Consider the following 20,427-nt stretch of genomic DNA (forward strand, 5'->3'; position numbering starts at 1 on the left):
GGCCTCTGACCGGCGCCAACGTCTCGATGAGGAGTTATACGTGAGCCACCACGGAAGCAGCGGAAATCCGCGCACTGTCCGCGACGTCGTTTTTGTTGACGGCGTCCGCACACCCTTCGGCCGGGCCGGCGAAAAAGGCATCTACGCCGGAACCCGCGCCGACGATTTGATGGTCAAATGCATCCGCGAACTCCTTCGCCGCAATCCGTCGCTGCCTGCCGCACGCGTGGACGAGGTGGCCGTCGCTGCCACCACCCAGACCGGTGACCAGGGCCTGACGCTGGGGCGTACCGCGGCGCTCCTGGCCGGCCTCCCCCGCTCAGTCCCCGGATTCGCCATCGACCGCATGTGCGCCGGCGCCATGACCGCTGTGACCACCACGGCCAGCGGCATCGGCTTCGGCGCCTACGACGTCGTGATTGCCGGCGGTGTGGAGCACATGGGCAACCACCCGATGGGCTCCGGCGCCGACCCCAATCCGCGCTTTATGTCCGAGCGCCTGGTGGATCCTGCCGCACTGAACATGGGCAACACGGCCGAGAACCTGCACGACCGCTTCCCGGCCATCACCAAGGACCGCACCGACGCATACGCCGTCTCCTCACAGGACAAGCTTGCTGCCGCCTACGGCAACGGCCAGATCCAGCCCGACCTGGTGCCCGTGGCCACGCTCAAGCCGGGGGAAGGATGGACCCTGAACATCGTTGACGAGCCGCCGCGGCCCGGCACCACGCTCGAGGACCTGGCCGCACTCCGCACGCCGTTCCGGGCCCATGGCCGGGTCACGGCAGGAAACGCCGCAGGCCTGAACGACGGCGCCACCGCCGCGCTCCTCGCGTCCGCCGAAGCCGCCGCCGAGCTTGGCCTGCCGGTCAAAATGCGGCTGGTCAGCTACGCCTATGCCGGCGTCGAACCCGAAGTGATGGGAATCGGCCCCGTGCCGGCCACCGAAAAGGCCCTGAAGAACGCCGGGCTCAGCATCGAGGACATCGGCCTCTTCGAAATCAACGAGGCTTTTGCCGTGCAGGTCCTGAGCTTCCTGGACCACTTCGGGATTTCCGACGACGATCCCCGGGTCAACCGGTACGGCGGCGCGATCGCGGTGGGCCACCCCCTGGCGTCCTCCGGCGTGCGGCTGATGAACCAGCTGGCACGGCAGTTCCAGGAGGATCCCTCCGTCCGGTACGGCATCACCACCATGTGCATCGGCCTGGGCATGGGCGCCACCGTCATCTGGGAAAACCCCCACCACGCCGACTACGGCGGCGCCGCCGGTACCACCGCCCACCAGCAAGCCGACGCCGCCGCCACCGAAGGAGCCGCAGCATGAGCGCCGCCGATTTCAGCCAGTTTGCCGAACTCTTCCCGCACGAAACCGTGACGCACTCCTACGTCCGGGACATCACGCTTCCCGCCCTGCCCGGCACATCCAGCCCCGGCACGTTCGCGCTGATCACGCTGGACAACGGGCTGGACCACTCCAAGCCCACCACCCTGGGCCCCAACACCCTGGTGGAACTTGGCACCGTCCTGGAGGGGCTGAAGAAACGTGCCGCCCGCGGCGAGATCGTGGGCGTCGGAGTGACGGGCAAGCCGTACTTCCTCGTCGCCGGGGCGGACCTTTCCGCTGTGAAGTCGCTGGAGAAACGCGAACATGGCCTGTGGATGGCCCAGCTCGGGCACTACGTCTACGGCACCCTGGCCAACCTGGGCGTTCCCAGCTTCGCGTTCATCAACGGCGTTGCCCTCGGCGGCGGCCTGGAGATCGCCATGCAGTCCACCTACCGCACCGTGTCCACCGGTGCCGGCGCGCTGGCCCTGCCGGAAGCTGCACTCGGCCTGGTTCCGGGCTGGGGCGGGGTATACATCCTGCCGCGCCTGATCGGACCGGAGGCTGCGGTCAAGGTCATGATCGAGAACCCGCTCAGCAACAACCGGACCCTCACCGGGCCGGAGGCGTTCCGGCTCGGCATCGCCGACGCCCTGTTCGAACCGGCTGATTTCCTGGAGCAGTCCCTCGCCTGGGCGGCCAAGGTCATCACCGGCGACGTGGTCCCGGAGCGGGCCAACGCCGTCGACCCCGCCGAGCCCGGCGTCGCCGGAAGGTGGGCCGCCGCCGTCGCAGCCGGCAGGACGATGGTGGAAGCCAAGACGTCCAACGCGTCCCCGGCCCCGGCCAGGGTCCTGGACATCCTCGAGGCCAACCGCACCATCACGCAGGCGGAATCCGCTGAGCTTGAATGCGAAACACTCGCCGGGCTGATGCAGACCGACGAATTCCGGGCCACGGTGTACGCCTTCCTCGATCTCGTCCAGAAGCGCTCCAAGCGGCCCGCCGGAGCACCGGACCGCAAACTGGCGCGGCCGGTCACAAAGATCGGTGTTGTGGGCGCGGGCCTTATGGCCAGCCAGCTCGCCCTCCTGTTCGCCCGCCAGCTCAAGGTCCCCGTGGTGATGACGGACATCGACCAGGCCCGCGTGGACAAGGGTGTGGGCTACGTCCATGCCGAAGTGGACAAGCTCCTCAGCAAAAAACGGATCAGCCAGGACGCCGCCAACCGGACGAAGGCCCTGGTGACGGGATCGGTCTCCAAGGAAGCCTTCGCGGACGCCGACTTTGTCATCGAGGCAGTCTTCGAAGAGCTGAACGTCAAGAAGCAGGTGTTCGCCGAGGTGGAGGCGATCGTTTCGCCGGACTGCATCCTCGCCACCAACACGTCGTCGCTGTCCGTCACCGCCATGGCCGCTGACCTCGAACACCCGGAGCGGCTGGTCGGCTTCCACTTCTTCAACCCGGTGGCCGTGATGCCGCTGCTGGAAATCGTGCGCGCGCCCCGGACCGACGACGCCGTCCTGGCCACCGCTTTTGAGCTCGCCAAGGGCCTGAAGAAGACGGCGGTCCTGGTCAAGGATGCCCCCGCCTTTGTGGTGAACAGGATCCTGCTGCGTCTGATGGGTGAAGTCACCGCAGCCTTTGATGAAGGCACCCCCGCAGAGATTGCCGACACCGCCCTGCGGCCCATGGGCCTGCCGATGACCCCGTTCGCGCTGGGTGCCATGGTGGGGCTGCCGGTGGCGCAGCACGTCCAGGAGTCCCTTAACGCTGCATTCGGCGACCGCTTTGCGGTGTCCGCCAACCTGAAGAAGCTGATCGACAACGGCGTGAAGTCGCTCTGGGCCCCGGCCGCCGACGGATCGCAGGAGATCCCGGACTCCACGCTGTCGCTGATGTCCTTCGGCACGTCGCCGTCCACCGGCGAGGAGGTGCTGCGCCGCGTCCAGGATGCCCTGGCCCAGGAGATCGGCCTGATGCTGGCCGAAGGCGTGGTGGCGGGTCCCGAGGACATCGACCTGTGCATGATCCTCGGCGCCGGCTGGCCGATGTTCCTGGGCGGCATCACGCCGTACCTGGACCGCGTGGGCGCCTCAGAACGGGTGAACGGCACGCGCTTCCTCGCGCCGGGCATCGCGTCCGGCCCGGCGGTGTCGGTTGGCCCGAACCCAGCCAGCCCGGAACCGGCCAACAGCTAGGGAATCCGCCAGCGGCCGGGGAACCAGCCGCTGGCGGAATCAGCCGGCGGTCAGCAGGCGGCCGGAGTCCAGGTGCACGGTCCGGTGCGCGATGGACCGGGCGTAGTCGAGGTCGTGCGTGACCAGCACGACGGCGGTGCCCTCCGCGGCGGCGCCGCGCACCACGCGGTCGAGCGTGGCCAGTCCATGTCCGTCCAGGGCAACGGTGGGTTCGTCCAGGGCGAGGACAGCCGGGCGGCGGGCAAGGACGGTGGCCAGGGCCAGCAGGCGCTGCTGCGACGCCGGAAGTTCTGCCGGGTGCCGGCCGGCGAGATGCTCCAGGCCGACCGCGTCGAGGGCCTGACGTACCGCCGCATCCGTTGCCGCACCATGGTGATGGTCCGTGGCGCGGCCGGGTGCCGCCGTGCGCCGGTGCTGCCGGTCCAGGCCGAAGCGGACTTCCCGTTCCACTGTCCGCTCAAACAGCTGGTCCCGGGGCTGCTGGAAGAGCAGCCCCACCTCCCCGGAGACACGCCCGGCGGGTTGCCCGCCGATGTTCCGTCCGTTGACCAGGACGAGGCCTGCCGTGGGCTGGAGCAGGCCGTTGAGGTGCCGCAGCAGGGTGGATTTTCCGGCGCCGTTGGCTCCCGTGACGGCCACGATCTCGCCGGCGCCAACCGACAGGCTGAGGCCGTCAAGGACTGGCGCAGCGGCGGCTTCCGGCACGGATGTCACCCATGCCCGCCGCTGCCGGCGGCCATAGGCAAAAGAGACGTCCCGCAGTTCCAGGGCGGCCGGGCCGGATACCGGTGCAGCGCACCCCGGCGGCAGGCCGTTGGATCCGGCGGATGGCCGCGCGCAAACCACGCCGGCGGCCTCCAGCACCCCGGCAGCGGAGACCCCGGCCGGGGTGCCTGACAGTGCCACAGTGCCGCCCTCGAGCAGCAGCCAGGTATCGGCGTCCAGCAGCAGGTCATCTGCCCGCTGGCTCAGGACCACGACGGCGGTGCCGGCCGTCACGAGGTTCCGCACCAGGTCCGCGAGGTTCTCCGCCCCTGACCGGTCGAGGGAAGCCAACGGTTCATCCATCACCAGCACTGCGGGGCCGGAAATGACGGCGGATCCGATGGCCAGGCGGCGCAACTGCCCGCCGGAGAGCGTTGCGGGATCCTTGTCCAGCAGGTGGGCCAGGCCGGTCTGTGACGCCGTACGCCGGACAGCTTCCTCCATTGCGGCACGTTCCACTCCGGCGTTTTCCAGCCCGAACGCAAATTCTTCGGCCACGGTTGCACGGACTGTGGACAGGGCCGCGGCGGCGTCCTGCGGCACGAAGCCCACACGGCGGCCCCAGATGGCGGGGTCGATGCGCGGATCGGCGGCCCCTCCGGTGAACCGCAGCCTGGTGCCGCCCAGGTCAAGGAACCCGGACAGGGTCCCGCCGGTGCCGGGAACCAGCCAGCCGGCGAGCAGGCGTCCCAGGGTTGATTTTCCGCTGCCGGAACCGCCCAGCACTGCTGTCAGCGTCCCCGCAGCGAGGGACAGGCCAACGCCGTCAAGGACAGGCGCCGCGTCGCCGGGGTACGTGAACGTGTCGATCCCGGCGGCCAGCGCGGGGGTGGAGCGTTCCGCCATCCTCAAGCACCCGCCGTCGGCTGCCAGAGGCGGAGAGCGATTGCCGCGGCGGCTCCGAGCAGGAGGACCAGGCGGAGCCGGCGCTGCAGGGGCGGATCCGGAACCTCCCGGTAACTGGTCCGGGGCCCGGCACTCCCGAAACCGCGGGCCTCAATGGCTGCCGCGCGGGTGCCTGCGTCCTCCACGAGCGACAGGACAAGCGGAATGGCCTGCCATCGGAAAGCGGCCAGCCGCCGGAAGACGCCGCCGGTGATCACCAGGCCGCGGGCTTCCTGCGCCTGGCGGATCCGCGCTGCGCGCGTGCTGATGGCCGGCAGCAGGGTCAGTGTGGAGGCGAGCACAAAGGCGAACCGGGCGTGGACGCCGCGGGCGGACAGGGCGGCCACCAGGTCCGGGACGCTGATGGTGAAGGAACACAGCAGCAGCACCAGCACTGCGGCTGAGAGCTGGGCAGCCCGCTCCAGGGCAAAGTGCAGTCCTTCCGCAGTGACCCGCGCCGGGCCCCATTGCGCCAGGACGGACGTGCCTTCGGGAAAGAAGAGTCCATGCAGGATGAACAGCGACAGCACCAGCGGAACCAATATCCCGGCCGCTGCCGGCGCCATCCGGCGTCCCGCTCCCCCGGCGACCGACAGGCCTGCTGTCCCGGCGATCACCGCGAGCGACAGCGGCAGGTTCGCCGCCGCCGTCGTGATGACTGCCGTGCTGCCGGCAGCGGCCAGTGAGGTGAAGGGATGGAGGCGCATCAGGGCCTGGTCAGGAACCCTGGCCGGCGGAGTGGCCGGTGGACCTGCCCTTGGGCTGGCCGGCCCCGGCCAGCACACGGTGGCGCCTGACAAAGGGGAACTGCAGGCGCGTGCGGCGCGGCAGGGCGTAGACCAGGACTGCCACCAAGGTGAAGACGATGGCCTTGTCCATGGGGTCGGAGATCAGGGCTTGCTTGGTGATGGCGGCCAGCAGGGTGTCCCCCATGGAGCGGAAGGCGCTCACGATGGCGCCGGTGGCCAGGCCGGACGTGCCGCCGAAGACGAACGCGGCAATGGGGGCGGAGACAACGCCGCCGATGATGCCGGTCAGGAAGCCCGCCACCGGGGCCAGGTAGAAGCGGCGGAACAGGCCGTACCGGGCGGCCAGGCCGGCCAGGCAGCCGATCAGGGCGGCACCGGCGGCGAAGGGCAGGACGGTCGGGTTGAAGAAGGACCAGACGATGCTGCTGAGCGCGCCTGTGGCGGCCCCCGCGGCAGGTCCGGCGAGGACGGCGATCAGCACGGTGCCGATGGCGTCCAGGTAGAAGGGCACCAGCGTGCTGCCGACGAACTGGCCGAGCACGATGTTGAGCACCAGGGCCACGGGAATCAGGACCAGTGTGGAGACGGGAAGGGTCGGAAGGACGGCCACAACCAGCAGGACGGCGCCCGCGAGGAACCCGGAGAGTGCAATCAGTGCCGACGCGCTGCCCGGGCCGCCGGTGATGTCGGCGGGCTGGTTGAGGACCAGGTAGACGTACGTGCCGGCGATGGCCAGGGCACCGAGGATTTCCAGCAGCCGGCGCTTCCGGGCGGCGGCCGGCGTCGGGGATTCCAGCGTGAGGGTGGGCGATGACATGGCGTTCCTTCGAAGGTTCGTAGCTGGCCCGGCATGCCCGGGCGGTGCGGATCGCCGCCTATGTCACCTCGGCGGCAGCGCGGCAGGAGTGGCCGGCCGGTCCGCGGTTCAGTCTACCGGGCGGCTATCCGTCGAAAGCGCTGTTCCGGTGTGGACCCGCGGCTGCCATAGACTCACTGGACGGGCCGCCAATGCCCGCCGTGCCCACTGTTGACCTGACCGCTGCGACCTCACGAAAGACGGATCCATGCCCCATTACGACCTGGCCATCATCGGCTCCGGATCCGGCAATTCGCTGATCACCCCGTTCTGGGACGGCAAGAAAGTGGCAATGATCGACGGCGGGGTGTTCGGCGGCACGTGTTTGAACGTCGGGTGCATCCCCACCAAGATGTTCGTTTATCCGGCCGGACTGGCTGCCACGCCCCGGGAAGCCGGCCGCCTCGGTGTGGACCTGAGCCTGGACAAGGTGCACTGGAATGACGTGCGGGACAGGATCTTTGGCCGGATCGATTCGATTTCCGAGTCCGGCCGGCGGTACCGGGCCGATGAACTGGACAACGTGGACCTCTACCAGGAACACGTACGGTTCACGGGTCCCCGGACGCTCGTCACCGACACGGGCGTGGAGCTCAGCGCGGACCGGGTGGTGGTGGCCGCCGGCTCACGCGCCGTGCTCCCCGACGTCCCGGGGATCGGCCTGCCGCAAGTGCACACCTCCGATACGGTCATGCGCATTGATGGCCTGCCGGAGCGGGTGGTGATCGTCGGCGGCGGCTACATCGCGGCGGAGTTCGCCGCAGTGTTCCACGGTTTCGGCGCCGCCGTCACCCAGGTAAACCGTTCCCGGCGGCTGCTCCGCGGCAACGACCGGGAGATCGCCGGGCGCTTCGCGGAGGCTGCCGCCGGCCGCTGGCGCCTGGAGTTGGGCTATGCGCTCCTGTCCGTGGAAGACAACGCTGACGGCTCGGTCACCGTGGTGTTCTCCGATGACGGCGGCAAGCCGCTGCGCGTGGCCGCGGACATTGTCCTGATGGCCACCGGGCGGGTGCCGAACACCGACCGGCTGGGCGTGGACGCTGCCGGCTTTGACCTGGATGAGGACGGTACCCTCTCCGTGGACGGCAACCTCAGGGTCCTCTCCGGCGGCAAGCCCGCAGAGGGTGTGTACGCCCTGGGTGACATCGCGAACAGCTACCAGCTCAAGCACGTCGCCAACCGGGAAGCCCGGGTGGTGGCGCACAACCTCGAACACCCGGACCGGCCCCGGTCCATCGACTACACGGCCGTGCCGTTTGCCGTGTTCTCCAATCCCCAGGTGGCCTCGGTGGGACTGACGGAGGAGGACGCCAGGTCGCAGGCCCCGGCGGGAACGGAGATTGTCACGGCGGTCCAGGACTACGGCAGTACGGCCTACGGCTGGGCCATGGAGGATGAGGAAGGCGTGGTCAAGCTTGTGGCGGAAAAGTCCACCGGGCGCCTGCTCGGTGCGCACATCATGGGCCACGAAGCCTCCATCCTCATCCAGCCGCTGGTCCAGGCGATGGCCACGGACGTGCCGGTCCACAGGCTGGCCCGCGGTCCCTACTGGATCCACCCGGCATTGACCGAGGTGGTGGAGAACGCCCTGCTGGCCCTTGACGTGGACCTGCCGGGCGACGCCCCGCTGTAGGGCTGGCGGGTGAGTGCCGGGCCGACGCTCAGCGCAGCCGGGCGGCGAGGCCGCCGACGGACCGGATGAGTTCCCCGAAGGCCTGCTCAGGCTTGTTGTCCGAGACGATCCGGGCGTTGGGCGGGTGCTTCCACAGGTTCCGGTAATCGGCCACCGTGGTCCCCATCAGCAGGGGCGAGTCAACCTCCACGTCCACGGTGGCGAGGCGGGTTGCGTAATCGAGCGTCCCGGCGGCCACGCCGGCGGCGAAGTAATCGTGGACGTGCGCCACGTAGCCCTGTCCGTAGAGGCGGTGAAACTCGAAATAGAAGCGCAGGGCATCGGACAGGTGCCGGACCAGCGGACTGTCGGCCGTGCTTCGAAGCCCTTCAGGCTGCTTCGGCAGGACCAGCTCCCGCTCACTGCAGCCGGCCGCCTCCGCGAGCCGCAGCACATGCTCAGGCCGCAGCTCGATCCGCTCAGTGGTGTCCAGTGAACAGACAATGGGCAGCCGGTTCACCGGCAAACCGCGGTACGCCGCATAAACTTCCTTGGCCGCCTGCGGATCAACGTGCGTATTCCATTCGGCGGTCGGAGTGGTGTTCCCCTGGTGATAGAAGCTGCCGCCCATGATCACCACCTTGCCCAGCAGTTCGGGCAGCCGCGGTTCGCGCCGGATGGCCAGGGCAAAGTTGGTCAGAGGCGCCGTGATGAGCGCCGTCAGCTCCCCCGGGTGGGCCCGTGCCGCCTCCACCCAGACGTCGGCGGCGTGCCGCTCCGAGACCGTCCCGGACGGCGCCGGCAGGACGGCGTGGCCAATGCCCTGGGGTCCGTGGGTTTCCGGCGTGGTCACCAGCGGGATGGACAGCGGAACGTCCGCACCGACGGCGACCTCCACTCCGGTGCGTCCGCACAGCTCCAGCATGGCGAGGGTGTTGCGCGCCACCTGGTGTGCGTCCACGTTTCCCGGGGATGCCGTCACGGCCACGAACTCCACGTCCGGCAACGACGACAGATAAGCCAGAGCCAGGGCGTCGTCGATCCCGGTATCCACGTCCAGCAGGAGCCTGGTCATCGGTGCAGCCGCCTAGAAGAGTGCGACTTTGGGAACTTTGGGGAAAATGTCATCGAGCTCGGCAAGCTCCTGGGGCGTCGGCACCCATGCCACGGCCTCCGCGTTCTGCCGGATCTGTTCGGGCCTGGTGGCACCGGCGATCACGCTGCTCACCGACGGCTGGGCGGCGAGCCAGGAGAACGCCACCTGGATCTCGGACAGGCCGCGCTGGTCTGCGAAGGCGCTGAACCGCTTGAGCTGGCCCCAGTCGGCGTCGTGCACCAGGTGGGTGCGGGTGTGGCTGAGGCGTGTCCCCTCCGGCGCCGTGTCCGGCGAGTACTTTCCGGTCAGGAGCCCGTTGGCCAGCGGGAAGTACGGCAGGACGCCAAGGCCGTAAGCCTCGGCTGCGGGCGTGACCTCCTGCTCGGCGCGCCGGTCCAGCAGGTTGTAGTGGTTCTGGGTGGAAATGAACCGTGTGCCGCCGGCGGCGCGGGCCACGAACTCGGCTTCGGCGATCTGCCAGCCGGCGCGGTTGGAGTGCCCGATGTACCGGACTTTTCCGCTGCTGACCAGGTCATCCAGTGCGGACAGCGTTTCGTCGATCGGTGTCAGCGGGTCCGGAGTGTGGAACTGGTAAAGGTCGATCCAATCGGTGTTTAGCCGCCGCAGCGACGCCTCCGCGGCCCGGATGATGTAGCTGCGCGAGCCCCTGGCCCCGAAGTCACGGCCGTTGGCCCCGCGCATGTCCATCCCGAACTTGGTGGCCACCACGGCCTCATCCCGCCGGCCGGCCAGGGCCTTCCCCAGCATGGTTTCGCTCAGGCCGGGCTCGCGCCCGTAGGTGTCGGCCACGTCGAACAGCGTCACGCCGGCGTCGAGGGCGGCATGGACGACGGCGTCGGTGGCCTCCTGGGACTCGGTGGCCGTATGCGCACGGCCCAGGTTGTTGCAGCCCAGTCCCACGACGGAGACGGTAAGGCCGGAGTTTCCGAGGCGTCGATATTCAGTCATGGATGTCCTCCCTAGAGGCTGAAGCTGTTGGCGGGCTTCGCCGAGTGCTTGAGCTTGAAGTTGTCCGGTTCGGTGAAGGATGCGGCACCGATGCTGAGCTTGGTGAAGTCCAGGTCCTCGCCGCGGCTGCAGACCTTGATGGCATTGACGGCCTTGTTGACCTCGGGGCACAGGCAGAAGATGTTCAGCTTGTAGTCGCTGAACTCCGAGCGTTCAACGGTGCCCAGCCCGCGCCAGGCCAGGTGGCTGATGAGGGCGTCCTTCGCCTTTTCCTCAAGGTAGCGGTCCCGGTCGGTGCCGTCCTTGGTTTTGAGGGCGAACTGGGCCACCACCCAGAACTGCTCCTCGTCGGGGATTTCGGCGTAGCCGTCCTCCGCGCACTGCACGGCGAAGGCATCCATGAGGCCCTCTACCGCGGCGGCATCGGCGACGTCGGTCTCCTCGGTCCTGCTCTGGTGGCCCACAACACCGTAGTTCATCACGAACTGGCTGTAGTCCTCGTCGTACCAGCCTTCGCGGAAGTGCAGCACTCCCTCGTCGTCCCGTTTGTAGACCCTGATGATTCCGCTCATGACCGTCCCTTCGTGAACCATTCGACGTCTGTCCCGTCGAACGGTGCGTGCTGTGCCTTGACGGCCTGGTAAAGCTCTTCTGCGGCGGCCTGGATGTCGTCAACCAGCCGGTCCGGGTAGTTCATGGCGATCCGGTGGTCCGCGAATTCGTCCTGGTCATCGATGAAGACGCCGCGGCCGGCCATGCGGATGACGTCCAGGTCCATGTCGATCACGTGGAACTCGGTGACCGCAGGCCGGATGTCCGTCCATTCATGGGCAACGGCCAGGTCCACGTACACGCGGACGCCGCTGGGGTGGGCGTCGTCGTAGAACGTGGCAACCCAGTCGCCGGAACGCGGCACCAGCAGCACGGCATCGGACTGGGTGTAGAACGCGGCGCCGGGCCGGGAGCAGAACTCGTTGGTCCCCTGGAAAATCCACCAGCCGTGCCGGTCTTCGCCCAGGTAGCGTCCCGGGACCACCCAGTGGGCCTTGCCGTTCCATTTGCGGTTCCGGGCCACCACCAGCTGGCCGGGCTGCAGCCGGCCCGGAACCCGGGTGGTACTGGTGTGCATGGCCGGGCCGGAATCCCCCGCGGCGCCCGGGTACTTCAGTGCGTCTTCTTCCCTCACAGAATCGGAAGGCTGCCGGTGGTGGGGTGTTCCTGGCCCGGGAGGGGACGGGCAAAGGGGACCTTTGTTCCCAGAACCTGCGCGACGACGTCGTGCGTGATCTGCTGCGCGGTCAGGCCGACGCGATCCAGCACCTGGCTCCTGGTGCCGTGGTCGAGGAACTCAACCGGCAGGCCAACCTCGTTCAGGGCGGTGTCCACCCCGGCGGCGCGCATTTCCTGCCGGATCCGGGACCCGACACCGCCGGCGCGGACGCCGTCCTCGATGCAGATGACCAGGCGGTGGTGGGAGGCAAGGGCAATGATGGAACGGCGCACGGGCAGCACCCAGCGGGGGTCCACCACGGTGGTGCTGATTCCCTGCGCCCCAAGGCGGTTGGAGACGTCCAGGGCCAGTTCGGACATGGCTCCGACGCTGACGATCAGGACGTCGTTCTCGGTGGACCCGGCCGGCCGGCGGGCCAGCACGTCCACGCCGTCGCTTAGCCGTTCGATGGCTTCAACCTCGGCACCCACGGTGCCCTTGGAGAACCGGACCACGGTGGGGGCGTCGTTGATGGCAACGGCCTCGCGGAGTTCCTCCCGCAGCCTGGACGCGTCCCGCGGCGCGGCAAGGTGGAGTCCCGGCACGATCTGCACCATGGACATGTCCCACATGCCGTGGTGGCTTGCGCCGTCCGGGCCGGTCACGCCGGCGCGGTCCAGGACGATGGTGACGCCGGCCTTGTGCAAGGCAACGTCCATCAGGAGCTGGTCGAACGCACGGTTCAGGAACGTGGCGTAAACGGCAACGACGGGGTGGAGGCCGCCGAAGGCCATGCCGGCGGCGGAGGTCAGGGCGTGCTGTTCGGCAATCCCGACGTCGATAACGCGGTCCGGGTGCCTCGCGGCAAACTTGTGCAGGCCCACCGGGATGAGCATGGCCCCGGTGATGCCGACAATGTCGGCCCGCTCATCGGAAATGTCCGCGATCTCATCGGCGAAGACCGATGTCCAGGACTGGGCGCCGGCAGCGCCGGTGGGTTCGCCCGTTTCCGGGTCGATGATGCCCACGGCGTGGAACTGGTCGGCTTCGTGGGCGCGGGCGGGGGCGTAGCCGTGGCCCTTTTCAGTCATGGCGTGCACGATGACGGGGCCGGCGTAGTTCCTGGCGGTGGACAGCGCGTGCTCCATGGCCTGGAGGTTGTGCCCGTCCACCGGGCCGATGTATTTCATGCCGAGGTCCTCGAACATGCCCTGCGGCGCCCACCAGTCCTTGATGCCCTTTTTCATGGCGTGCAGGCTCTTGTAGGTGAACTGCCCCACGGGGCCGCCGTTCTGGAGCTTCTTCTTCCACCAGTCCAGGGTGCCCTCGTAGGCGGGGGCCGCGCGGAAGGAGTCGATAGTGGGACGCAGCGAGGCGAGGTAGTCGGCGAAGCCGCCCACGGTGGGCGCGTAGGAGCGGCCGTTGTCGTTGACCACAATCACCACGCGCCGGCGCTTGTCGGCTGCGATGTTGTTGATGGCCTCCCAGGCCATGCCGCCGGTCAGGGCGCCGTCGCCGACGACGGCGACGGTGTAGCGGTCGCCTTCCCCGGTGAGCTGCCGTGCGCGGGAGATGCCGTCCGCCCAGGAAAGGGACGAGGAAGCGTGGGAGCTTTCCACGATGTCGTGCTCGGATTCGGCGCGGGACGGGTAGCCGGAGAGACCGCCCTCCTGGCGGAGCGTGCTGAAGTCCTGGCGTCCGGTGAGGAGCTTGTGCACGTACGACTGGTGGCCGGTGTCGAAGACGATGCTGTCGCGGGGCGAGTCGAAAATGCGGTGCACAGCAAGGGTCAGTTCAACCACCCCAAGGTTGGGGCCGAGGTGTCCGCCTGTCTGGGAGACGTTCGTGATCAGGAAGCTCCTGATCTCAGCAGCGAGTTCGGGCAGCTGCTTTTCGGACAACCCGTTCAGGTCCTGCGGATTCCGGATGGCGTCCAAGAGTCCCAAATGACCCCTCCTTCAGGTGGTAGACGTGCCTGTTAACTCTAACGCCTCGGCTCAAATCAAAAGCCGAAGCCCCGGCTGGTCGGTGACCGGCCGGGGCTTCGGGGAATGCTTGCCTGGAGCAGAAACCCGCTAGTTGGCGGAGATCTGGCGCAGGACGTACTGCAGGATGCCGCCGTTGCGGTAGTAGTCGGCTTCGCCCGGGGTATCGATGCGCAGGACGGCATCGAAGGACTTGGCGGTGCCGTCTTCAGCGGTGGCCGTGACCTTGAGGGTCTTGGGCGTGGTGCCTTCGTTCAGGGCGGTGACGCCCTCAACCGAGAAGGTTTCCGTGCCGGTCAGGCCCAGGGTCGCTGCGGATTCCCCAGCCGGGAACTGCAGGGGCAGGACGCCCATGCCGATCAGGTTGGAGCGGTGGATGCGCTCGTAGCTTTCGGCGACGACGGCCTTGACGCCCAGGAGCGCCGTGCCCTTCGCTGCCCAGTCACGCGAGGATCCGGAACCGTATTCCTTGCCAGCCAGGACCACCAGCGGAGTGCCGGCTGCCTGGTAGTTCTGCGCGGCGTCGTAGACATATGCCTGCGGGCCGTCAGCCTGGGTGAAGTCGCGGGTGAAGCCACCCTCGACGCCGTCCAGGATCTGGTTCTTGATGCGGATGTTCGCGAAAGTGCCCCGGATCATGACTTCGTGGTTGCCACGGCGTGAGCCGTAGGAGTTGAAGTCCTTGCGCTCCACACCGTTGGCCAGGAGGTACTGGCCGGCCGGGGTGTCCGACTTGAAGGAACCTGCCGGGGAGATGTGGTCGGTGGTGACCGAGTCGCCCAGCTTCAGCAGCACGCGTGCGCCGGAGATGTCCTGGACGGGTTCCGGCTGCGCCTTCATGCCCTCGAAGTACGGGGGCTTCCGGACGTACGTGGAGTTCGGATCCCAGGAGAACGTGTCGCCGGCGGGGGTGTCGAGTGCCTTCCAGCGGTCGTCGCCGTCGAAGACGCCCTCGTAGCCGCGGGCGAACATGTCCTTGTCGATCGAGGAATCGATGACCTGCTGGACCTCGACCGGGTTGGGCCAGATGTCCTTCAGGAAGACGTCGTTGCCGGCCTCGTCCTTGCCCAGGGAGTCGGTGTCGAAGTCGAAGTCCATGGAACCGGCCAGGGCGTAGGCGATGACCAGCGGCGGGGAAGCCAGGTAGTTCATCTTGACGTCCGGGTTGATCCGGCCTTCGAAGTTGCGGTTACCGGAAAGCACCGCGGTGACGGAGAGGTCGTTGGCCTGGATGGCCTCGGAGATTTCGGCGTCCAGCGGGCCGGAGTTGCCGATGCAGGTGGCGCAGCCGTAGCCCACGATGTAGAAGCCAAGCTTCTCCAGGTACGGCGTCAGGCCGGACTTCTCGTAGTAGTCGGTGACAACCTTGGAACCGGGGGCAACGGAGGTCTTGACCCACGGCTTGGACGTCAGGCCCTTGTCGACGGCGTTGCGCGCCAGCAGTGCGGCGGCAAGCATGACGGACGGGTTGGACGTGTTGGTGCAGGACGTGATCGACGCGATCGAAACTGCGCCGTGGTCCAGTTCGAACTCGCGGCCGTCTTCAGTCTTGATGTGGACCGGGTTGGACGGACGCCCGTGGGCGCCGTTCGCAGCGGACACAACACGGCTGGTCTCGGTGGTGTGCGAGTCGGCGTGCGTGAAGGACGGGGCGTCCGAGGCCGGGAACGACTCGTCCAGGGACTCGTCGACGCTGCCGTCTTCGATGGCGACGTAGTTGTGGATGTCCTTGCGGAACTGTTCCTTGGCATCGGTCAGCTCAATGCGGTCCTGGGGACGCTTCGGGCCGGAGATGGAGGGAACAACCGTGGACAGGTCCAGCTCGAGGTACTCGGAGAACTTGATCTCGCGGGAAGGATCGTGCCAGAGGCCCTGTTCCTTGGCGTAGGACTCCACGAGCGCCACGTTTTCGTCCGAGCGGCCGGTGAGGCGCAGGTAGTCCAATGTGACGTCGTCGATCGGGAACATTGCGGCCGTGGAACCGAATTCCGGGCTCATGTTGCCGATGGTGGCGCGGTTGGCCAGCGGCACCGCTGCAACACCTTCGCCGTAGAATTCCACGAACTTGCCCACAACACCGTGCTTGCGCAGCTGCTCGGTGATGGTCAGCACCACGTCGGTGGCGGTGGCGCCGGCGGGGATGGACCCGGTCAGCTTGAAGCCAACGACGCGCGGGATCAGCATGGACACGGGCTGGCCCAGCATGGCAGCCTCGGCTTCGATGCCGCCAACGCCCCAGCCCAGGACACCCAGGCCGTTGACCATGGTGGTGTGCGAGTCGGTGCCGACGCAGGTGTCGGGGTAGGCACGCAGTGCGCCGTCAACTTCGCGGGTCATGACCGTGCGGGCCAGGTACTCGATGTTGACCTGGTGCACAATGCCGGTTCCCGGGGGAACAACCTTGAAGTCATCGAACGCCGTCTGGCCCCAGCGGAGGAACTGGTAACGCTCGCCGTTCCGCTGGTATTCGATCTCCATGTTGCGCTCCAGTGCGCCGGAGTTGCCGAAGGCGTCGATCTGAACGGAGTGGTCGATGACCATTTCCGCAGGAGCGAGGGGGTTGACCCGCTTGGGGTCGCCACCGAGTTCCTTGACCGCTTCGCGCATCGTCGCCAGGTCCACCACGCAGGGGACGCCGGTGAAGTCCTGCATGATCACGCGGGCAGGCGTGAACTGGATTTCTGTATCTGGCTGGGCATCAGGATCCCAGCCTGCCAAGGCGCGAACGTGATCGGCAGTGATGTTCGCGCCGTCCTCGGTCCTCAACAGGTTTTCAAGCAATACCTTGAGGCTGAACGGAAGGTTTTCTGCACCTTCAACGGAGTTCAACCGGAAAATTTCGTATTCGGTTCCGGCTACATTAAGTTTGCCTTTTGAACCGAAGCTGTCCACAGTGCTCATCGCAGGACTCCTCTCGCAACAGTTTCATCTTTGTCGCGCGGTTGACCGCTTGCTAGTTAGGCAGGCCTAATTAGTGCAGGCCCTCAAAATTACATGGGGTCACCCGTGAATACGGAGCGCGACGTGGGACTACTAAGGGCCATAGTAGTCCAAATAGTTTCCCTGTCAGCGGCCTGGCGTCAGCAAAGCCACCGTCTCCAGGTGATGGGTGTGGGGGTAGAGGTCCAGTGCCCGCAGGCCCGCCAGGGACCAGCCTCCCTGCTGGAAGTAACCCACGTCACGGGCGAATGACGCCGGGTCGCACGACACATACGCAATGGCCCGCGGGCTTGCGGCGATTAGCTGGCCGACCACGGCTTTGCCGGCACCGGCACGGGGCGGGTCCAGCACCAGGGCATCAAAATTGCGCGGTTTCTGGCGGAGGATACGCTCCACGCGCCCCTGGATGATCTCAACCTGCGGGGCTTCGCGCAGGTTCTTGCGGGCATCCTTGCTGGTGCCGGGAGCTCCTTCCACCGACAGCACAGAGCCGGTTTCGCCCACTGCGTCAGCCAACGGAGCGGTGAACAGACCGGCGCCGGCGTAGAGGTCGGCCACCACGGAACCGGGCGAAAGGAAGCCGCCGTTGTGCAGGAAATCTGTGACGGCCCCCACAAGGGCGTCGGGCGCGTCGCGGTGGATCTGCCAGAATCCGGCGCCGGTAACACGGTAGTCATGTCCCGCGGCGGATTCCTGCACCCAGGTGCGTCCGCGCAGCTGCTGCACCTCATCGGTGAGGGGATCGAAGGTGGCGACCGAGACGTCGTCGGGAAGCTGGGCGGCGATGGCGCTGAGCCGCTTGGGCTTGGTGCCGGGAGCGGGGGCCAGGAGCACCAGGGGGCGTGAGCCGTTGGCCGGCGCCGCCACTTCCACGCGGTCGATCCCCTGCAGGTCAATGTCCCACAGGCGCAGCCGGTTAATGCCGTCCGAGGCGAGCGGCATTTCCCGCAACGGGATGATGTGGTCGGAACGGTGGGCGTGCATGCCCAGCCTGCCGCCGGAGGTGACCGAGAAACTTGCCCGCGTCCGCCACCCGAGGCCGGTGCCGGCGTCGTACGTTGTGTCTGTACCCGCGCCGTTGCCGGCCACGGCCTCAACGGCGATGTCCCCGCCGGGGAACTGCCCGATGCCGGCGAGCCGCTGGAGCTGTTCGGTCAGGACAGCTGCCTTGAGGCTGCGCTGGCGGTCAAGGGAGATATGCCCGAATTCGGCGCCGCCCACCGGCGGATGTCCGTGGCTCCAGGCCCGGCGGGAGTCGGCGGCGTGCCAGAAATGCTCCACGCGGTCAGGCGACGCTTCAAGGACGTCCACCACGTCGGCCCGCCAGAATTTGGCTGATTCGCCGGCGTCGGTCAGGCGGACCCGGACTTTCTCGCCGGGGACCGCGTGCCGGACGAAGATCACCCTGCCTTCGTGCCGTGCCACGCAGTGGCCGCCGTGGGCCACCGGGCCGACGTCGAGCACCAGCTCCTGAGGCTCCTGCGCGGAAGCGGACTGGGGGTGGGACTGGGTCTGGGAGCTCATTGGATATCCTGCAGGTTCTTTGCTTCTTCGGATGATTTCAGCTGCCACGGAACGCTGGCCACCATCACGCCAGGTTCGAAGTGCAGCCGGGTCTTGATGCGCAGGGCTGTCTGGTTGTGGACCAGCTGCTCCCACCATTTACCCACCACATATTCGGGGATGTAGACCACGATGAGGTCGCGCGGGGAGTCGCGCCGCATGTTCTTGACGTACTCCATGATGGGAGTGATGGTTTCCCGGTAGGGGCTTGCCAGCACTGTCAGCGGCACGGGGATGTCCAGCTTTTGCCAGTCAGCCACCGTGTGGGCGGTTTCCTCGGCGTTGATGTCCACGGTGATGGCGTCCAGCCGGGACGGCCGCGACGCCCGCGCATAGGCAAGGGCCCGCAGCACCGGTTTGCGTACGTGGGAGACCAGCAGGACGGCGTGGACCCGGGTCGGCAGGGCACGCGGCGAGGAGTCCTCATCCACGGCCAGCTCCTTGGCCACGTTGTCATAGTGTGCGCGGATGCTCCACATGATCAGGAACAGGACAAACATGGCCAGCAGCGCGATCCAGGCGCCCTGCTCAAACTTGGTGATCAGGACGATCACCAACACCAGGGCTGTCATGCCGAAGCCGATGCTGTTGATGGTGCGCGACTTCGCCATCCGCAGCCGGACCGTTTTGTCCTTGGCGAGCTTGAGGTGCCTCCCCCAGTGCCTGACCATGCCCAGCTGGCTGAGGGTGAACGAGATAAAGACGCCCACGATGTAGAGCTGGATCAGCTTGGTGACATCGGCGTTGAAGGCGATGATCAGCACCAGGGCACCGGCCGCAAGGGCCAGGACGCCGTTGCTGAACGCCAGCCGGTCTCCCCTGGTCCGCAGCTGGCGGGGAAGGTATCCGTCCTGGGCCAGGATGGAGCCGAGGACGGGAAAGCCGTTGAAGGCGGTGTTGGAGGCAAACACCAGGATCACGCCGGTGGCGGCCACCACGATGAAGAAGGGGATCGACCCGGGTCCGAAGATGGTCTGCGCGATCTGGCTGATGGCCGGGCTCTGGATGTAGCCTTCCGGCAGCGGCAGGCCGTCAACGAGGAATTCCGTGGCCGGGTCCAGGACGATGTGGACCTTCGTGGCGTTGGCCAGGTAGATGATGCCGGCGAGCATCGACGCCCCGATGACGCCGAGCAGCAGCAGCGTGGTGGCGGCGTTTTTGCTTTTGGGCACCTTGAAGTTGGGCACGCCGTTGCTGATCGCTTCAACACCGGTGAGGGCCGCGGCGCCGGACGAGAAGGCGCGCAGCAGCAGGAACGCGCCGGCCAGGCCCACCAGCCCCTCATCAAAACCGGGGGCGGGGACGATCGTGAACCCCGCGGACGGGGCCTCACGCAGCTGGCCGGTGGCGGCCTGGAAGATCCCCACCGCCGTCATGCCCAGGATGGAGGCCATAAAGATATAGGTGGGGACGGCGAAGACGCTGCCGGCCTCCTTGATACCGCGAAGGTTTACGAGGGCGAGGATCACGACGCCGATGGTGGCGATGAGCGCCTGTTGCCCGTGCAGGGAAGGCACGGCCGTGGTGAGGTAGGTGGCGGCCGAGGACATCGAGACCGCCACTGTCAGGACGTAGTCCACCAGCAGGGCCGACGCCACAGTGAGTCCGGCGAACTTGCCGAGGTTCTCATTGGCGATCTCATAGTCGCCGCCGCCTGACGGGTAGGCGTGCACGTTCTGGCGGTAGGAGGCCACCACCGTCAGCAGCACAACCATCACGGCGAGTCCCACCCATGGCGAAAACGCCACGGCGCTCACGCCGGCGAGGGCAAGGGTCAGGAGGATTTCGTCCGGAGCGTACGCCACGGAGGACAGGGCATCGGAAGCGAAGACCGGAAGTGCGATCCGTTTGGGAAGCAGGGTGTGGGCGAGCCTGTCGTTCCTGAAGGGCCGGCCCACCAGCACCCGTTTTATGGCGTTCAGCATTGTCAGCACAATTGTTCCTTGAGACTACTCACGACGCCCCACTTCTGTTGAGCACTAGAGCAACCTTACGACACTGCCGTCTGACCCGATCGGGTGCCCGCCTTCGGCAGGCACCCATACTTCGAGGTGCCGGTCCAGTCACAGCGCAACAGGCTGTCACCGGACTAGACCACGCTGCTCCGCCGGCGGCCCGGGCCACCGGATTTGGCCGTCCCTGGGACGTAAAAACTGTTCGAAGAAGACAACTTGACTTGAATAGGGGTCACCGGAGTGTGCACCGCGGCACGGCAGGAAACCCGCCCCCGCGGCGCTGTTGGCACGGCACCGGATTCCTATGTGTG

The 20,427-nt window shown here is 67.4% G+C and carries 14 protein-coding genes; 3 read left to right on the forward strand and 11 right to left on the reverse strand.

What is annotated here, in order from left to right; translation table 11 throughout:
* Positions 1-40 precede the first annotated feature (40 nt).
* Complete coding sequence (locus J2X42_RS09665) at positions 41-1,330, forward strand: thiolase family protein (protein WP_310164579.1); 1,290 nt, start codon at positions 41-43, stop codon at positions 1,328-1,330.
* Positions 1,327-3,531: a 3-hydroxyacyl-CoA dehydrogenase NAD-binding domain-containing protein gene (locus J2X42_RS09670; protein ID WP_310164580.1), complete on the forward strand. Its 2,205-nt coding sequence runs from the start codon at positions 1,327-1,329 to the stop codon at positions 3,529-3,531. The genes J2X42_RS09665 and J2X42_RS09670 overlap by 4 nt, the downstream gene beginning before the upstream one ends.
* 39 nt (positions 3,532-3,570) lie before the next feature.
* Here the strand turns inward: J2X42_RS09670 and J2X42_RS09675 are convergent, their stop codons facing one another.
* From J2X42_RS09675 to J2X42_RS09685, 3 genes are read right to left on the reverse strand one after another with little or no spacing between them, the layout of a single operon-like run.
* Positions 3,571-5,142, reverse strand: a complete 1,572-nt coding sequence (locus tag J2X42_RS09675) for an ATP-binding cassette domain-containing protein (protein WP_310164581.1) — start codon at positions 5,140-5,142, stop codon at positions 3,571-3,573.
* A gap of 2 nt (positions 5,143-5,144) precedes the next feature.
* Positions 5,145-5,888 carry an energy-coupling factor transporter transmembrane component T gene (locus J2X42_RS09680; protein ID WP_310164582.1) on the reverse strand — a complete coding sequence of 248 codons (744 nt, stop codon included), beginning with the start codon at positions 5,886-5,888 and terminating at the stop codon, positions 5,145-5,147.
* A 10-nt stretch (positions 5,889-5,898) separates the two neighbouring features.
* The gene (locus J2X42_RS09685; RefSeq protein WP_310164583.1) at positions 5,899-6,747 is read right to left on the reverse strand and encodes an ECF transporter S component; all 849 of its coding nucleotides are present in this window, start codon (positions 6,745-6,747) and stop codon (positions 5,899-5,901) included.
* Between the two features lie 247 nt (positions 6,748-6,994).
* Between J2X42_RS09685 and J2X42_RS09690 the strand changes: the two genes are divergently transcribed.
* Complete coding sequence (locus tag J2X42_RS09690) at positions 6,995-8,419, forward strand: mycothione reductase (protein WP_310164585.1); 1,425 nt, start codon at positions 6,995-6,997, stop codon at positions 8,417-8,419.
* A gap of 28 nt (positions 8,420-8,447) precedes the next feature.
* On the opposite strand, the gene J2X42_RS09695 is transcribed toward J2X42_RS09690, so the two are convergent.
* The 8 genes from J2X42_RS09695 to J2X42_RS09730 form a co-directional block, all read right to left on the reverse strand.
* On the reverse strand, positions 8,448-9,473 hold the full coding sequence (locus J2X42_RS09695; RefSeq protein ID WP_310164586.1) for a nucleoside hydrolase: 1,026 nt from the start codon (positions 9,471-9,473) through the stop codon (positions 8,448-8,450).
* A gap of 12 nt (positions 9,474-9,485) precedes the next feature.
* A complete protein-coding gene (locus J2X42_RS09700; protein ID WP_310164587.1) occupies positions 9,486-10,463 on the reverse strand; it encodes an aldo/keto reductase in 978 nt (325 codons plus the stop codon).
* An 11-nt stretch (positions 10,464-10,474) separates the two neighbouring features.
* The gene (locus J2X42_RS09705; protein ID WP_310164589.1) at positions 10,475-11,035 is read right to left on the reverse strand and encodes a hypothetical protein; all 561 of its coding nucleotides are present in this window, start codon (positions 11,033-11,035) and stop codon (positions 10,475-10,477) included.
* Entirely contained in the window at positions 11,032-11,649 is a 618-nt protein-coding gene (locus J2X42_RS09710; RefSeq protein WP_310164590.1) for a DUF402 domain-containing protein, read from the reverse strand. Before J2X42_RS09710 ends, J2X42_RS09705 begins: the two co-directional genes overlap by 4 nt.
* Positions 11,646-13,619: a 1-deoxy-D-xylulose-5-phosphate synthase gene (gene dxs, locus J2X42_RS09715; protein WP_310164591.1), complete on the reverse strand. Its 1,974-nt coding sequence runs from the start codon at positions 13,617-13,619 to the stop codon at positions 11,646-11,648. The genes J2X42_RS09710 and dxs overlap by 4 nt, the downstream gene beginning before the upstream one ends.
* A 129-nt stretch (positions 13,620-13,748) precedes the next feature.
* Complete coding sequence (acnA, locus tag J2X42_RS09720; RefSeq protein ID WP_310164592.1) at positions 13,749-16,559, reverse strand: aconitate hydratase AcnA; 2,811 nt, start codon at positions 16,557-16,559, stop codon at positions 13,749-13,751.
* A 165-nt stretch (positions 16,560-16,724) separates the two neighbouring features.
* Positions 16,725-18,122, reverse strand: a complete 1,398-nt coding sequence (locus tag J2X42_RS09725; protein ID WP_310164594.1) for a TRAM domain-containing protein — start codon at positions 18,120-18,122, stop codon at positions 16,725-16,727.
* Entirely contained in the window at positions 18,119-20,086 is a 1,968-nt protein-coding gene (locus tag J2X42_RS09730; protein ID WP_310164596.1) for an APC family permease, read from the reverse strand. The genes J2X42_RS09725 and J2X42_RS09730 overlap by 4 nt, the downstream gene beginning before the upstream one ends.
* Positions 20,087-20,427 lie beyond the last annotated feature (341 nt).

Source organism: Arthrobacter sp. BE255 (assembly GCF_031457335.1).
GTDB lineage: Bacteria > Actinomycetota > Actinomycetes > Actinomycetales > Micrococcaceae > Arthrobacter.

Bases quoted from the DNA above. Each gene is read 5' to 3' on its own strand.
- J2X42_RS09705 (WP_310164589.1), bottom strand. From the start codon at position 11,035: ATGAGCGGAATCATCAGGGTCTACAAACGGGACGACGAGGGAGTGCTG.
- J2X42_RS09700 (WP_310164587.1), bottom strand. From the start codon at position 10,463: ATGACTGAATATCGACGCCTCGGAAACTCCGGCCTTACCGTCTCCGTC.
- J2X42_RS09725 (WP_310164594.1), bottom strand. From the start codon at position 18,122: ATGAGCTCCCAGACCCAGTCCCACCCCCAGTCCGCTTCCGCGCAGGAG.
- J2X42_RS09680 (WP_310164582.1), bottom strand. From the start codon at position 5,888: ATGCGCCTCCATCCCTTCACCTCACTGGCCGCTGCCGGCAGCACGGCA.
- J2X42_RS09685 (WP_310164583.1), bottom strand. From the start codon at position 6,747: ATGTCATCGCCCACCCTCACGCTGGAATCCCCGACGCCGGCCGCCGCC.
- J2X42_RS09730 (WP_310164596.1), bottom strand. From the start codon at position 20,086: ATGCTGAACGCCATAAAACGGGTGCTGGTGGGCCGGCCCTTCAGGAAC.
- J2X42_RS09695 (WP_310164586.1), bottom strand. From the start codon at position 9,473: ATGACCAGGCTCCTGCTGGACGTGGATACCGGGATCGACGACGCCCTG.
- J2X42_RS09675 (WP_310164581.1), bottom strand. From the start codon at position 5,142: ATGGCGGAACGCTCCACCCCCGCGCTGGCCGCCGGGATCGACACGTTC.
- J2X42_RS09670 (WP_310164580.1), top strand. From the start codon at position 1,327: ATGAGCGCCGCCGATTTCAGCCAGTTTGCCGAACTCTTCCCGCACGAA.
- J2X42_RS09690 (WP_310164585.1), top strand. From the start codon at position 6,995: ATGCCCCATTACGACCTGGCCATCATCGGCTCCGGATCCGGCAATTCG.
- acnA (WP_310164592.1), bottom strand. From the start codon at position 16,559: ATGAGCACTGTGGACAGCTTCGGTTCAAAAGGCAAACTTAATGTAGCC.